Source organism: Chryseobacterium sp. (genome assembly GCF_008831505.1).
Lineage (GTDB): Bacteria > Bacteroidota > Bacteroidia > Flavobacteriales > Weeksellaceae > Marnyiella.
Genome location: NZ_CP044507.1, coordinates 380027 through 396066 on the forward strand (window position 1 = coordinate 380027; position 16040 = coordinate 396066).

The window sequence follows — 16040 nt, forward strand, 5'->3', positions numbered from 1 at the left end:
AGACACCATAAATGTAATGAGAGAACTTAAAGTCTATAATTCAATCAGTGGAACAAAGGAGGTTTTCAAAGCTATCCATGAGGGCAATGTGGGTATGTACGTTTGCGGACCTACCGTTTACAGCAATGTTCATCTGGGTAACGTCCGTACATTTATGTCCTTCGATTTTATTTACCGTACGCTTATTTATTTTGGGTTTAAGGTACGTTATGTCCGAAACATTACCGATGCTGGTCACTTGACTGATGATGGCGATGTGAACAATGACCGCTTTGTGAAACAGTCGCGACTGGAAAAACTGGAACCTATGGAAATTGTCCAGAAATATACCGTTGATTTTCATAAAGTCCTGGATACTTTCAATCTATTGCCACCTACCATAGAACCAACAGCCACAGGACATATTCTGGAACAGATTGAACTTACACAGGATTTGGTGGCGAAGGGCTTTGCATACGTAAGCAACGGTTCAGTGTATTTTGATATGCAGGAATATAACAGCCGGGGCTTAAACTACGGTGAACTGTCCAGGCGCAACATTGAGGAACTGTTCGCCAATACACGGGATCTGGATGGGCAGAATGAAAAGAAAAACCCGCAGGATTTTGCACTTTGGAAAGCAGCCTCACCCGCTCATATTATGCGGTGGAATTCACCCTGGGGTGCCGGCTTCCCCGGTTGGCACCTGGAGTGTACTGCAATGTCCACCAAATATCTGGGCGATCAGTTCGATATTCACGGAGGTGGTATGGACCTGAAGTTTCCGCATCATGAATGTGAAATTGCACAGGGGAAAGCATGCAATGGTGTTTCTCCGGTAAACTACTGGCTGCACGCCAATATGCTTACCATGAATGCACAAAGAATGAGTAAATCCACCGGTAACTATATCCTGCCCATGCAATTGGTAAACGGGGATAATGATTTCTTCGAAAAAGCGTTCCATCCGGCAATAGTGCGTTTCAATTTTATGCAGGCGCATTACCGCAGTGTGCTGGATATCTCCAATGAAGCCATGATTGCCAGCGAGAAGGGCTACAACCGCCTTATGGAAGCGGTATCCATCATTGATAACTTTCATGCAACCGCTGAGGTTTCAACGTTTGACCTTGCACTTTGGAAAGAAAAATGCCAGGAAGCCCTGGCGGACGATTTTAATTCGCCCATACTTATCGCTCATCTGTTTGAAGCAGTGAACTTTATATTTAAACTTAAAGAAGGTAAAGAAACCTTGACGGCTGCTCATCTGGAGGAATTACGAATCGCTTTGCATGAATTTGTTTTTGATGTTCTGGGACTTCAGACAGTGGAGGAAGGTGGAAATACAAAACTGGATGATACGCTGCAGGTACTCATTGACCTTAGAACTCAGGCGAAAAAGGCCCGTAATTTTGAGCTTTCAGACCAGATCCGCGACCGTCTTCTTCAAAAAGGAATTCAGCTTAAAGATGGCCGCGAGGGAACGACCTATTCTCTTGTTTGATTTCTGACCAATCATCCTGTTTGACCAAACACCGCCGCCGGCGGTGTTTTTTGTTCATATAAAAATTGGTAAGAAGGTGAACTGTATTATTAAATGCTGCGTAATGTTCATTAAATGAACCAAAAATTTGCGTTTGTGTAATATAAAGTAGTAATTTTAATGTGAATTTATCTTCAATCCAAATAATATTGCTATGAAAAAATCTTTACTATCACTCGCAGTGCTGTTCAGCGGGGCCACAGCCTTCTCACAGCAGGATATCTATGCATTAACAGGTAAGCCGGGAACTCAGATTCATTTTAAAGAATTACGGACATTAAATCTGGAGTCAGCGACGCCGGAAAGAGTGCTTCTTTCTTCAGATTCGGATATCAACGTGTTTTCGCAAAATGCCAATTCGGTAGTCCGGGAAAGCCGGCAGTCACTTCATCATGCTCAGGCACCTGCGATGGCAGCGCTGGCCTATGACCGGGTGACCGGTGAGGTCTTCTTCTCACCCATGTACTCTTCCAATGTTTATGTGCTGAATGAGAAATCCGGTAAAATTACCCTGGTTGAAAATACAGCTGTTAAAGCGACAGCCTGTGATCTGAATTCCCATATTACCCGGATGGCAACCGGTGCCGATGGCAGTGTTTACGCCATGAATAATGCCGGTACACAACTAATTAATATCCGAAAAGAGGCGGGTAAATATAATGTTAAAGACCTGGGGTCAATACAGGATTCCTCCACGCGCCCGGAAGAGTCACTGCGCACTGTACAAATTGGCTTTGGCGGTGATATGGTGGCCGATGCCCAGGGCAATCTTTATATATTTTCAGCCTCAGGTAATGTATTTAAAATCCCGGTCAAGTCGCTGACCTCCGAATATGTAGGGAAAATTACAGGCTTGCCCGAAGGCTATTCACTCAATGGGGCCGCTGTGAGCGCCGATGGTGGAGTGATTGTCGGCAGTGCGAAATCTGAGGGCTTATTTAAGGTTAATATTGATGACCTTAGCGCAGTTTCTGTGAAATCGGAATCCACTTACCCTGTTTATGATCTGGCGAGCGCGCATTTGCTCAGACAGAGTGGCAACGACTTACCCGAAACTGCAATTGCCGGTATAGAAGTATATCCAACAAGAATTACTGCCGGTGAACTTTATATCCGAATCTCCAACAATTCCGTTCCCATGGCTTTGGTTGATTTATACGACAGTGCAGGCACCAGGGTTCTTAGCCAGCGGATCAAGGTGTCAGAGAATTCAGGCAGTCACCTCATTAATGTGGGCAATATGAAGAAGGGTGTTTATATCGTCAGCATTAGCACTGAAAAAGGTGAGAAACTGCGTAGTGTAAAAGTGCTTATTGAGTAAGTTTTTTTGATTTTCCGGTGTTTAAGCTGAGGTTCACCAGGTGCAACCTCAGCTTAAATTATTTGTACTCTGTATATTCCCGTCCCTTTATTCGCCTTTTGCTGACGGTGAAAATGAATGTCATCGCTTAAATTTCAGTTTGCTAACTTGCTGTCTGTAAATCACACAGGAGATGAAGCTAACCTTTAGGATACATTACAATACGGCATTTGGCACCAATCTGCAGATCCGGATCATTGAAGAAGGCCACCCGGATCAGGTTCACGCGATGCATTATTGTGGGCATGGTTACTGGTCTGTTGAGCTTGATTATTTCAACCGTTCTCTTTCTTACCGCTATCAGCTTACAAATGACGGCGTTGTTACTGATCAGGAACTGGTGACTCATAGACTTACATTTCCACATACTATAAAAGAGTACCGTATATTTGATTTTTGGAATAAGAAGAATTTCCCGGAGAACTACCTCTCCAATAAAATACTGACGCTCAGGCTTCGATCAGTAAAATTTGAGAAAGTCACCATTCTAAGGAAACACACACATTACTTCCGTTTGGAAGCCCCGCTTTACAGTACATACCACCATGTCGTGATTTGTGGCGAAGCAGATGAGCTGGGAAACTGGGATTATGATAAAGCACTTCCAATGTGTCAGACAGCACCTGGTGTTTGGGAACTGGCATTAGCCCTGAAAAGCGCCGGTGATGTTCATTACAAATATGGAATTCAGGAAACAGGTTCGGGAGCAGTAGAACTGGAGTCCGGAAATAACCGTGTAGCTGAACGAAATGAGGAGGTGAATGTGTTATACGTACATGCTGATCACTATTTTAGGTTTAAAAACCATCAGATGTACCATGCTGCCGGTGTAGCAGTTCCGGTCTTTTCTTTGCGCAGTGAACGGGGCTATGGAGTTGGTGAATTTGCGGATTTAATGGAATTTGGCGATTGGGCGAACCTTGCAAACCTGTCGCTGATCCAGGTTCTGCCTATAAATGATACCACAGCTACGCACACCTGGACGGACAGTTACCCTTATGCGGCTGTTTCGGTGTATGCCCTGCACCCGCAATATCTTTCTATAGACAGACTCGGATATAAGTTGACCGGTGAATTTAAGGTCCAGTATGAAAATGAACGCAGACACCTGAACAGTTTAGAAAAGATTGATTATGAGCAGGTACTTCGGGGTAAGTGGCGGTATCTGACAGAGTTATTCCGCGAAAATAGAGAGCATATTACCGGGGACCGGAATTTCAGGAAATTCATTAAAGAGAATGAGGCCTGGTTAATACCCTATGCCGCATTCTGTGTTCTGCGCGATAAATATGATACTCCCAATTTTAATAAGTGGAAGACACACCGGAAATTTGTAGCGGGAAAAATTAGGCTGAGTTTCAATTCAAAAAGTAAAGATTATGAGGTCTTTCTGCTTCATCAGTGGGTGCAGTATGAACTGCACCGGCAACTCATAGAAGCAGTGGATTATCTGCATAGCCTCGGAATTTCACTGAAGGGTGATCTTCCCATCGGAATTTACCGCTATTCTGTTGAAGCGTGGACGGAGCCGCAGTTGTTCGGCCTGGAATATCAGGCAGGTGCACCGCCTGACCAGTTTTCAGATTTGGGTCAGAACTGGGGTTTTCCGACTTATAACTGGGAAGTGATGCAGGCGGACGGTTTCCGCTGGTGGAAAAACCGCTTCGCCGCGCTTGAGAAATATTTTGATGCGATGCGTATAGACCACATCCTGGGCTTTTTCAGAATCTGGCGAATGCCATTGTCTGCAGTTCAGGGTATACTTGGCTATTTCCATCCTGCTGTACCGGTTACCATAATGGAATTTAAGACACGAGGGATTCCCTTCACAGAAGCGCGTTACTGTCAACCCTTCATTAACCGTGAAATCCTGCAGGAGGTTTTTGGTGATGAATATGATGCGGTGGTACTGTATTTTTTTGATGAAAAGGAAGATGACACCTATCGCTTCAAGCCAGAGTTCAGCAGTCAGCGGAAACTGAAGAAGTATTTTGAAAGTTCCGAAAATAATTCGCTGCAGGATAAGTTATTGAATATAAGTGCAGACCTGCTTTTCCTAATGGAGATGATTGGCAGGGAAACGGTGTATCATCCAAGATTTAACCTGCATAAGACCGCCAGCTACAGGTTTTTGTCAGAAAGTGAAAAGGCATCCGTTTACGAACTCTATCTGGATTATTATTACAGGCGCCAGGAAGGCCTCTGGTATAACAGTGCAATGCAAAAACTGCCACTCATCCTGAACTCTACCGAAATGCTGATTTGCGGTGAGGACCTGGGACTGGTTCCGGACTGTGTTCCAAGGGTGATGGACCGTCTTGGAATTACGGCTCTTAAAGTGCAGCGAATGCCCGCTGAAGATACAGCTTTTTACAACCCTAAATATGCCGGTTATCTCAATGTAGTTACTACAAGTACCCACGACAGTTCCACTATGCGGCAATGGTGGCAGGAAGACCGTGCAGTGACAGAAAAATATTTTAGGGAACAGCTGGTCCAGCGTGGAACCGCACCATCGGACCTGATGCCGCAGCTGGCGGAAGTAATAATGAAACAGCATCTGTACAATGAGGCGATGCTTTCGGTTTTTCCCATTCAGGAGTTTTTGGCCACCGATGAAGAGCTCAGAAATCCTGATCCGGATTCTGAAAGAATTAATGATCCGTCAGTATTTCCCCACTTTTGGAACTACAGAATGCATCTCGATATCAATAAATTAAAGGAAGCAGAAAAATTTAACAAAAAAATTTCAGCGTGGATCAGGGATTCCGGGCGCAATTAATTGTGACTGATTATCAGTACTTTGACTAATTGGGGAAGGAAGTTTTATCAAATGATTTAACTTCTTTTTTTATTTCATATCCAACTATCAGTTGAAAGTTTACAAACGCCCTGCTGTAAAGGGTTTGCTAGAATTTTTATATAAAAAACGGCATGTTTTTTTAATCACTTTTAACAGAACAATCAGATATTTAAATAAGATGAAAAAATTACTTTTAGGATTGGCAATGGCTATAGGAACATTGTCTTTCGCACAATACCAGAGCAGCAGCTATGGAAATGTTGGATATGGCAACTATGACGGATATTATAATGACAGTTATTACTTTCCGGACGAGTATTATTACGATTATCCAAGAGATTATTACGCGGAAAATTATTACCAAAGTTATTATAATGACTACCGTACCAGCATTGTGATGATTAACTGGAATGATTTCTTCCGCAGGCACAGGCTTTCTTCCTGGCAGGTGCAGCAAATCATGATGCTTAATGACATGTATGCCTCATACTCGAGCTGGAGTTCTTACTACAGGTACAATCCGGACAGATGGTATTTTGACAGGTTTTATTCGCTTCAGCAGATTTTGGGGCCTAAGATCTTCATTGTGTTTCAGAACAATTATTATAACGGATACCATCCTATTGCCTATTTCCAGAACTACAGACAGGAATATTATGTGCCGAGGTACCGAGTAACACCACGATACAGAAATGTAAATATTAATATTTACCGTGTAGACCGAAACCGTTTTATCGAGAAACATGGAAATAAGTTTGGCTGGAATGAAACCCGCAATCCTCATAATGCCGCCGGTGTGCGCCAACCCACAGGCCGTCGGGACGGTACCGCTACTGTATCTCCTTCCATCCGGAACAACCAGGCACTGAGAAGTGGTAGTCAAAGGGTAGAGCAGCAGGCAACGCCACGAAGAACCGGGACTTCCTCCGGTGTCAGAAATGTTGCTTCGCCCCGCAGCTCAGCAAGTGAAAGTGTACAAGGCCAGAGACTGCCTTCGCGCACAGTTTCACCTTCAGCAGGTCAGCCTGCAGTATCCAATAGCGGTGGTATGCGCGGCGGTTCCGCACCGTCGGTACGCAACAGTCCGGCGGGCCAGAGAAGTACAGCGTCAGCCGAAGGATCAGGTACTGGAAGGCGTGTAAGCAATTCCGCTAGGGGTGGAAGGTAAATTTAAGCCTCTTAATTACCGATAATAAATTTGTTCTTAACAAAAATTTATAATACGTCTAATTTAACCCGAAATATTTTTCGGAATCATAAAGACAGTACAATACAACTAACGTATATGAAAAAGTTTATTATTGCAGCCTTATTAAGTGTAGGAACTTATGCAGTGGCGCAGCAAACCCCTTCGATGCCTGAGCGCAAAGCCATGATGGAGCAGAAAAAGGCTGAAATGGAAAGAGCCCGTGCGGTAAAGCAGCAGCAACATCTAGCGGAAATGCAAAAGAGCCTGAATCTGACTGAACAGCAAATGAATAAGATCCGTGTTATGCAGCAACGTCAGATGGAAGAGCGAAAAGCTCAGTTGGAGAAAAACCGTGAAATGCAGAAAGACCGTTTGCAGGCCATGAAGTTAAAGCAGCAGCAAAAGGAAGCTGAAATGAAGTCCATCCTTACTCCTGAGCAGTTTGCCAAGTGGCAGGAAAACCGGCAGAAGATGATGGCTCAGAGGCAGGCAAAAATGCGCAGTTCGGCTGAAGGTATGAAAATGAAAAGACACGGGATGCATAAAAAAATGGATCTCCAGAAGAAACCATAGTAGTTCATAGTTTTTGATTTTTAATGTGAGGAGGGCAGAGGTTAATTATAGCTTCTGCCCTTTTTTGTGCCTCATTTTCCAGATCATAAATAATTCAGTACTTTTGGATTTGAACTAAAACTTAGAAAATAAAATGATCAGCGATAAAATAGCTCAGCTTTTGAATGAGCAGATTTCCAAAGAACAATATGCCGCTCAGTATTATCTTTCAATGTCAGCCTGGTTTTTTGCCCAGGACTTGGATGGTATTGCCAACTATTTCCGTGTTCAAAGCAAAGAGGAACTCATGCATGCAGATAAGATGTTTGATTACCTGAACGATGTAGGTGCCGAGATTGTAGTAGGAGAAATCCCCAAGCCACCGCACGAATTTACGAGCCATATAGAGGTATTTGAAAAGGCTTTGGAGCATGAAAAAACAGTAACCAGAAGTATTTTTAACATTGTAAAAAATGCCAATGATGAGGGTGATTTTGCAACTGTTTCCTTTCTTCAGTGGTTTATTAATGAACAAGTGGAGGAAGAAGCAAGCGCCTCTCAGCTTGTAACCAAGATCAAGATGGTTCATACAAATCCTTCAGCTCTCTATCTGTTTGATCAGGAACTGAGCCAAAGAGTATTTACCGCAGAGCCTGCGAAATAGTTACATAAACACATAATGATGAAAAAATTTTATGGCCTTTGCCTTGTAGCTTGGTCAGTGTTCTTCATTGCGCAAAATTACAGCGTTGCAGCAATTCCGGAATCCCTTTTAAAAAATTCGAATGCGGTTATACGTGAGAGTAGTGAAGTTTATACACTCAAATCGGTATCCGATTTAGTCATTGAAAGAGAGCATGCAGTCACCGTCCTAAGCAGCGCTGGAGATGAGTTCGCGAATGTTTACATTCCTTACAATCCGACGACAAAAATCAGTGATGTCAAAGTAGAGCTGTACGATGCCGCAGGCAAATTAAGCAGAGCTTTCAGTAAGAAAGATTTTTCCGATTTCAGTCATAATCCCAGTGCTGCCCTTTATGTGGACGACCGTATTATGATTTTACGTCCAGTGTTTCCTAAATATCCATTTACAGTCCGCACAACCTACACCACTAATACCTCCAATACGGTCTACCTTAGTTCATTCCGACCTGTATCCAGTTTTAATGTCGCTGTGCAGAATGCGTCATTCACACTGATAAATACTTCAGGTATTGATATCCGGACTAAAGTTACGGACAGGCCTCAGGCTAAAGTTACGGAATCGCGGTCTGGAAACCGCTGGCAATACAGCTATGTAAATATTCCCTCGATCCGAAATGAGGAATTGGCGCCCAGTTTAAATAACCTGGTTTCTTATGTTGAGTTTTCGCCGCAAAAGTTTACACTTGCCGGGCGGCAGGGCGATATGAGCGACTGGAATACCTTTGGAAAATGGTATTACTCCGAACTTATAAATCCGATGTCTGAGATAACCCCGGAGATACGCGCAGAAGTTGCGGCACTTAATCTGAAAGGAACGACCTCGGATAAGGTGAAAACCATTTACCAGTATATGCAGAACAAGACAAGGTATGTACTGATTGCAATGGGAATTGGTGGTTGGCAGCCAATGCCCGCTGCGGAGGTAAGCAAGAAAGGCTATGGAGACTGCAAAGCGCTTACGAACTATATGAGGACTCTATTAGAGGCTGCAGGTATCCCATCCTACTTCTCAGTGATTTACGATGACCGCTCCGAGATCAGTTTTGACAGGAACTTCCCGCGACTTTCAGGAAATCACGCAATTCTTATGGTGCCCACCGAAAACGGTAACATCTGGCTGGAGAATACTTCGCAAAAACATGCCTTCAATCATTTGAGTTTCACCTCGCACCACCGAAATGTGCTAGCCGTAAACAAAGATGGGATCCAAATAGTGGAAACCCCGAAATACCGCCCCGAGCAAAGCAGGGAAGTCCTTCGGTCTGAGGTGCAGTTGTCGGCAAATGGAAACATGTCATCAAAAGCTTCTCTGGAGTTTACCGGAGGTCAGTACGACACGAACCTGACACTCTTCGGACTGAGCAGCAATGAGATTGAGCAGTCGCTGAAAAACCGCCATTATACTTTGAACACGGTAAAACTTGCGGTTCACAACCTGAAAAATGACCGCGAATCCGGCAAGGTAATGTATGACTTAAATATTGATGCGAATGGATTTGCCAAAAAACTGGGCGATGATCTGTTTTTCCCGGTTATGCCTTACTATCAGGATGTAGTTTATTCTGCGAACGAAGAAAGAACATTGCCATTTGAGACTTCTTTTCCGTATCAGGACGATTACGAGATTAAATTCAAGGCGCCGGCCGGTTATAAATTCTCAGAAATACCGGAATCCAAATCCTTCAGCACCGAATTCGGTTCTTACTCCCTGACCTTCACTCCTGAAGGTGAACATTTAATAGTGAGCAGGGTGATCACGGTAAATAAAGGCCAGTATCCAAAAGAAAAGTTTGCAGATTATATCGCGTTCAGAAAGAAAACGACCAACAGCGACAGTACAAAAATACTATTAATCAAATTATGAAGAAAATTTTATTCCTTTCAGCTATCCTGATCATAGGATTGGCAAATTCACAACATAGATTTCTGGAAATTCCCAAACTCTCTGAGGCCGACTTAAAAAGCCAAAAATCGGAAAAGTATGCGGATGCACCTGCTGAAGTTCTCTACCGTTCTACACATTTCAACATTGATAACAAAGGACATATGTTTCAGAAGGTAGTGAGCCGTGTTAAGATTTACAATAGAGAAAAAGCAGTTGATTATCTGGATCATGAAATAGTCCTTTATGATGATAAGAAGGGATCTGTGGAAACACTTACAGACCTGAAGGCACATACTTACAATTATGAAGATGGAAATATTGTTGCCACAAAGGTGGCTAAAGACGAAAAATACAGATCTAAAGAAGACCGGCATTATAACGTAACCAAATTTGCATTTCCTAATGTAAAGAATGGATCTGTTGTGGAGTATTCCTACCAAATAATGACTCCATTCCTTGTTTCAACTCCGAAAATTATGATAGAGGAGGAAATTCCTGTCCGTTACAGCGAGTTTATTCTGGACTATCCTACCGTACTATCCTACAATATTAATTACAGGGGAAATCTAATGCCCACGCACCGGACAGTGGAAGAGAAGCGGCTGTATGGCGATTCCTACAAAACCTATAGATTTGGTTATGAAAATATAACTCCCTATATCAATGAAAAATATGTATTGAACAACCAAAATTACAAAACAGGAATAAAAGCTGAGCTCAATGCTGCCATGACGGATAATAGCGTGAAATCTTTTGCAGGTTCATGGCTGGATATTAGAAAGCGCCTGTACGATCATCAGGCATTCGGGCAGGAACTGAAAAAACTTAATCTGGTTAAAGGTGTTCTGCCACAGGATATTTCATCCATAACTCCCCCAATGGAGAGGGCAGCCGCAATACTTAAATTTGTACAGAAGAACTACACCTGGAATAATGAAAACTCGGTGTTTACAGATAATGGAATTAAAAACCTGTTGTCTACCAAGGTGGGTAACTCAGCAGAAATTAATCTGCTACTTACCCAATTGCTTCAAACTGCAGGGTTAAAAGCTGATCCTGTGGTGCTGTCCACCGTTGATTTGGGAATGCTGCTGGCTTACTCACCATCTATTTCCCAACTTAACTACGTAGTCGCCTCAATTTCTGTAAATGACAGGATACACCTATTGGATGCAACTCAAAAACAAAGTGAGATTAACATGATTGCACCGCAGGCATTAAATTATTCGGGATTTATCATGACTCCTAAAGAAGCTACGGAAATCAGCCTGTTGTATCCGGACAGGAGCAAGACCATTCTCTCAATAGATGCTAAGATGAACTTAGACGGAACATTTGGTGGGAATTTCAAAGACCGCGATACAAAGCTTTATGCCATGATGGTGAACAGCAGATATAGCAGCGATACATCTGCTTTCGCCGACTCTTATAAAAGCGGTTACAAATTTCCGATTTCCAATCTTAAGCATGGTATTCAGGACAATAATGATTTTGAAACCAGCTTTGACTTCACATCAGATAACTTTGTAGATGCTATTGGCAGTAAGCTTGTTTTCAACCCACTGCTTTTCCTGTATTCCCAAAATCATAATTTTGATCAGAAAGAGCCACGGAAAGCCCCACTGGAATTCTATTCAGCATACGACCGGACAAAGAAGGTCACAATTACAATCCCTGATAACTATGAATTTCAGAATGTGCCGAAATCAAAGAAATTCCGGACAGATGACAACGCTCTCCAATACTCTTATGTGGTTACGCAGGCGGGTAACAAATTAACTGTAGAGACTACTGTGAGTACCGACGATTCTGTATACCCTAAAGAATATTATCCTGCATTTGCGCAGATATTTGATAACATTACCAAACAGGAAGCTCAGGTGGTAACAGTTGTACGGAAATAGGTTTAATAAATTCCACATTTAACCGGTCCACAGTTTATCTGTACACCGGTTTTTTTTAAAGATAGATTACTTCGCTGCGTGCTACCTTCAAATTAAGTTTTTGCAGTACCTGACTGTAAGTGTTTATCTGATCCTGATGCTTTTTGCTTTCGCTTCCGGTCTTAAAATCAATTATAATAAATCCTTCTTCCGTATTAATAAGACGGTCCGGCCTGTACACTTTTGAGTCTCCGTTCTCGGTAAGCATAATGTCCTGCTCATTGATGATCCTTAAATCTTCGCCAAAATAAGCCGGATACTTTGTAATAATTTGAAGTATTGATTTCTCTATATCTGCCTTTTCCTGCAGGGTAAGAATTCCCTCAAGAACGTATCTCTCCAATACGCCATCCACATCCTTTTCAGAATTGATCTTCGACAGTATTTCGTGGGTGAAGATCCCGTTTCGTACCTTTTCATCCCTGTTTTGGTAGCTTTTGGAGGGTGTTGCGATTTTTATTGCGGACGGAGCTGGTGTCCGCCGTGTAAGCCCCTGTATGGATTCGGTTCTGTATTCCTTAGTCTTAATCTTACCTTTTTTGCTGTAGTCGTGGCTGGGATAAAGGTCAAAATCATCTTTCTGCTCCGGATTCATCTGCTGTACAAAATCCAGGATTTCTAAACTGTTGGTTTTACCTGCCTTCTGTATGTATAGAAAAAGCTGCTCCACAGGTCTGGTGGTGGCCACATACTGGAGGCAGGTGCGGTCAATCCGGTTCTTGTAACTGTTCACTTCATTAAACTGACGGATATCAGCATCATAGATTTCCAAATCCCTGCTGAAATGGCCGGTATTTACGGAATGCAGTCCAAACTCATGGTCTGTTTCAAACCAGTCATTGAACTTGTAATCGCGCTGACTGTTCACCATGGGATAAAAGACCACCGGGAATTCCAATCCTTTGGCTTTATGAATGGTCATCAGCTGAATGGCATCCACATTATCCGAAGCCTGGATACTCATATTTCGCGCTTCTTCATTCCAAAACTTGATGAAATCCTTCAGGCTGGCTCCGGAATTTTGGGTAAATCCGTACAGAACCTCCAGGAAGTTCAGCAGGTAATCTGTCTCCTTGTCCTGTACAGCAAATTCATGCAGGTAATGCTCAACAAAATTATACATGTTCAGCTTGGGGGAATCTGTTTTATGAAGTTGAAGTCCGTATTTCTCCTTCAGAAAGGCTGCAATGCTTTCCTTTTCTTTGAGCTGTAGTATTTCGGTCATTTCCTTTGTGAAATCATGCATCACGATGCGGCCCAGGCGGTTCAGGTAATACATCATACGCACCGGATTCTGCAGGTTACGCGGGTTTTCTTCCCAACTCAGATACTCCATGAGGGCAGCCAGTGTATCGGACAGTTCCAGTGTGAGTCCACTTTCGGAAATCGTTTTAATGTTGATTTCTTGACCGCGGTAATTAATGGTAAGTGCTCCCAGTCGTTCGGAAAAGTGGAAAATATCTCTGTTCCCGCGGCATAGTATGGTGATATCCGAAAGAGCAAAACCGTTATCGGCTAGATCCTGGATATCATTGCGCATGCGCTGCGCTGTATCGTTATAAAAATCTTCTTTGCGTCTGTTCTCTATAAGGCTTACCTTCACGCGGCCTTCAATTCCGTCCTGATACTGCTGTTGTGCCGAAGCGCCGAAAATATCTTTATGCTCTTCGGCCAGTCTGCAGGAAATAAAGCTGTACAGTTCATTGTTGAAGATCACAATATTTTTTGCACTGCGCCAGTTCTGCTCCAGAATATGCACATCAGCCATTTTAGGTGAGACTTCACTGTGGTTGATGATGCCCAGCATCAGTTTACTTTCGCCACCCCGGAATCTGTAGATACTTTGTTTCGGATCGCCCACAACAGTAAAGGAAGTACCGTTTTCGGACACGCTGTGATCCCGCAGAGGCAGGAAATTTTGCCACTGAAGTTCGGAAGTGTCCTGAAATTCATCAAAGAAATAATGCTGGAACTGTGTTCCGATCTTTTCATAGATAAAAGGTGAGGGTTCATTTTTCAGATTTTCATTGATCAGTATGTTGAATTTGGAAAGGAGGACTATATCGTTCTCACTTTCAATCTTTTCCAGCTCTGTCTGTATGTCCCTGTTCACCTTCAGAGGCAGGAGTGCTGCCAGTACTTTTCCTTTTTTTTGGCTGATGATATAGTTTCTGATAATTTTCCGGCGGCTCTCAATTAGGAAGTCAATGATTTCCATAATCAGGTGTTCTTTTGCCTTTCCTTTTACTGAGGCACCTGACAGGTATTTATTAATTTTTTTCTCTTCTGCTTCCACCGAAACGGGTAGTTTAGGAGCTTCGTTGGCAAGATAGTAGTCAAAGAAATACTGAATACTTTGGTTTCCGCCGCCGGCAAAATCAGCATTCTCAAGACCTTTTTCTTTAATCAGCTGCAGCGCTGTGTTTGCAAGGTTTTTATTTTCGGCTTTCAGGTCTGCAATTTCCTTACGGAGCTTCGCCGTGGCCTCCCGGTAACTTTCATTATTGAAATTACTGTTCTGCTTAAGGTTTTCGTAATGGATGTCATTTACAAATTCTTTTGCTGACTTATAGAGGGTTTGGTTCAGGTTAATTCTTTTCTCATTGTCCAGTCCATAGTTCACGTAGTCAATTAGGGATTCAGACATTTCCCTGTCTTCACCTACCTGATTAAGGAGTTGGTCCACCGCTTCAATAAGAAAAGGTTCCGCCTGGATCTCCAGGTTGAAATTCTTTGCAAGACCGAGTTCATAAGAAAAACTGCGTACCAGCCTTGAATTAAATTTGTCAATGGTCCCGATATTAAGGGTGGAATAATGATGAAGCACATAGTCCAGCATCTTGCGGGAGCGTACATGAAGTTCGTCCAGGGTAATATGTTTACCTTCCTTTGCCAAAGCCTCCTGCAGGGCGGAAAGTTCGCGGCAGTCCTGATAGTCTGCAGCTGCAAAATTGCCCAGCCAGGTAAGGATTCTTTCCTTCATTTCGTTGGCAGCTTTATTGGTGAAGGTCAGCGCCAGGATATTCCTGATGCTCCTGTGCTGGTTGGGCTGTCCCAGGCATATCATCAGGAGGCGCTGTACGAGGGTATAGGTTTTTCCCGAACCGGCGGAAGCACTGATCACGCTGTAAGAATTCTGCATTTTGTGTGGAATATTTCCTGCAATTTAATGAAAATTTAGGTGTGGGTTTTAACGCTTTTCCACCTGATTTAACAAAAGCTTAAAGATAAAATTTACTGAAATTGCCAAAAGCTGTTAACCATTGTTAAACTTAAATCATCCTCTGTTTTAACGCTTACATTTGAAAGAAAAACCGTGAAAATAAAACTACTTTTTCTTTGTCTCATCCTTACTGTACTGGCCGATGCCCAATCTTATATTTTTGGCAAGGTGACCTCTGAAGAGGGCATACAGCTGTCCGGAGTTTCTGTGATCAATTTGCGCACGGATGAAAGGTCTGAAACAACAGCTGAAGGGCAGTTTATGATACGGGCAGACAGAGGCGATGAGCTCCGTTTCAGCCGGAAAGCTTACACAAGAAGTTCCCTCACTGTCAATGAAACTCATTATGAAAATCCGGTAACCATAGTGCTGCATAGTATTCCTACGGAAATTGAGGCAGTTAATATCCGTTATCAGGCTACCGGAAATCTGAAGGAAGATGTAAAACATTTCGGTGACCGGGGTAAAGTAAAGGCGCTTAAAGATGATTTAGACTCTTACATTGCGAGAAAATCTTCACCTGAAGCTATGGCGCCGCGGCACGGAGAATTTGTGCAGCCGGTAGGTCCCGGAATCCCTGTGGGCAAAGTGAAGGACCGCTGGGACGATGTAGATCTTATGCAATACCTTGCAGAGAGTCTGGGCAGTGAGTTTTTTACTGAAGAACTGAAGTTGTCACCTACCGAAATACAGCCGTTTATTTATTTCGTTTTTACTAACTTTGATAGAAAGCAGGCACTGAAATACGGCGCAGCGGACCGCTCCGTAGTTGCACGGTTTGCAGATGCCGCTCAAAAACAGGTAGAGCCGTACCGCAGCCGTACGGCAGTTCAGCACAGGACGCCTTAGAAGATTACG

10 protein-coding genes are annotated in these 16040 nt (G+C 43.1%); 9 read left to right on the forward strand and 1 reads right to left on the reverse strand.

Annotation, left to right across the window (positions count from 1 at the left end):
• Window positions 1-16: 16 nt before the first annotated feature.
• From cysS to F7R58_RS01895, 8 genes are all read left to right on the forward strand, one after another.
• Window positions 17-1483 carry a cysteine--tRNA ligase gene (gene cysS / locus F7R58_RS01860; RefSeq protein WP_158063278.1) on the forward strand — a complete coding sequence of 489 codons (1467 nt, stop codon included), beginning with the start codon at window positions 17-19 and terminating at the stop codon, window positions 1481-1483.
• Window positions 1484-1676: 193 nt separating this feature from the next.
• A complete protein-coding gene (locus F7R58_RS01865) occupies window positions 1677-2843 on the forward strand; it encodes a T9SS type A sorting domain-containing protein (protein WP_158063279.1) in 1167 nt (388 codons plus the stop codon).
• A gap of 172 nt (window positions 2844-3015) precedes the next feature.
• On the forward strand, window positions 3016-5664 hold the full coding sequence (locus F7R58_RS01870) for a 4-alpha-glucanotransferase (protein ID WP_158063280.1): 2649 nt from the start codon (window positions 3016-3018) through the stop codon (window positions 5662-5664).
• Window positions 5665-5863: 199 nt separating this feature from the next.
• Window positions 5864-6853, forward strand: coding sequence for a hypothetical protein (locus F7R58_RS01875; RefSeq protein WP_158063281.1), 990 nt, complete (start codon window positions 5864-5866; stop codon window positions 6851-6853).
• A gap of 117 nt (window positions 6854-6970) precedes the next feature.
• The gene (locus F7R58_RS01880) at window positions 6971-7447 is read left to right on the forward strand and encodes a hypothetical protein (RefSeq protein WP_158063282.1); all 477 of its coding nucleotides are present in this window, start codon (window positions 6971-6973) and stop codon (window positions 7445-7447) included.
• A 133-nt stretch (window positions 7448-7580) separates the two neighbouring features.
• Entirely contained in the window at window positions 7581-8090 is a 510-nt protein-coding gene (locus tag F7R58_RS01885; protein ID WP_158063283.1) for a ferritin, read from the forward strand.
• Between the two features lie 15 nt (window positions 8091-8105).
• Window positions 8106-9995, forward strand: a complete 1890-nt coding sequence (locus F7R58_RS01890) for a DUF3857 domain-containing protein (protein ID WP_158063284.1) — start codon at window positions 8106-8108, stop codon at window positions 9993-9995.
• Window positions 9992-11920, forward strand: a complete 1929-nt coding sequence (locus F7R58_RS01895) for a DUF3857 domain-containing protein (RefSeq protein WP_158063285.1) — start codon at window positions 9992-9994, stop codon at window positions 11918-11920. The genes F7R58_RS01890 and F7R58_RS01895 overlap by 4 nt, the downstream gene beginning before the upstream one ends.
• Window positions 11921-11975: 55 nt before the next feature.
• Here F7R58_RS01895 and F7R58_RS01900 read toward each other — a convergent pair whose 3' ends face one another.
• On the reverse strand, window positions 11976-15101 hold the full coding sequence (locus tag F7R58_RS01900; RefSeq protein WP_158063286.1) for a UvrD-helicase domain-containing protein: 3126 nt from the start codon (window positions 15099-15101) through the stop codon (window positions 11976-11978).
• A 174-nt stretch (window positions 15102-15275) separates the two neighbouring features.
• On the opposite strand from F7R58_RS01900, the gene F7R58_RS01905 reads away from it, so the two are divergent.
• Window positions 15276-16031, forward strand: a complete 756-nt coding sequence (locus F7R58_RS01905) for a hypothetical protein (RefSeq protein WP_158063287.1) — start codon at window positions 15276-15278, stop codon at window positions 16029-16031.
• The last annotated feature ends 9 nt before the right edge of the window (window positions 16032-16040 follow it).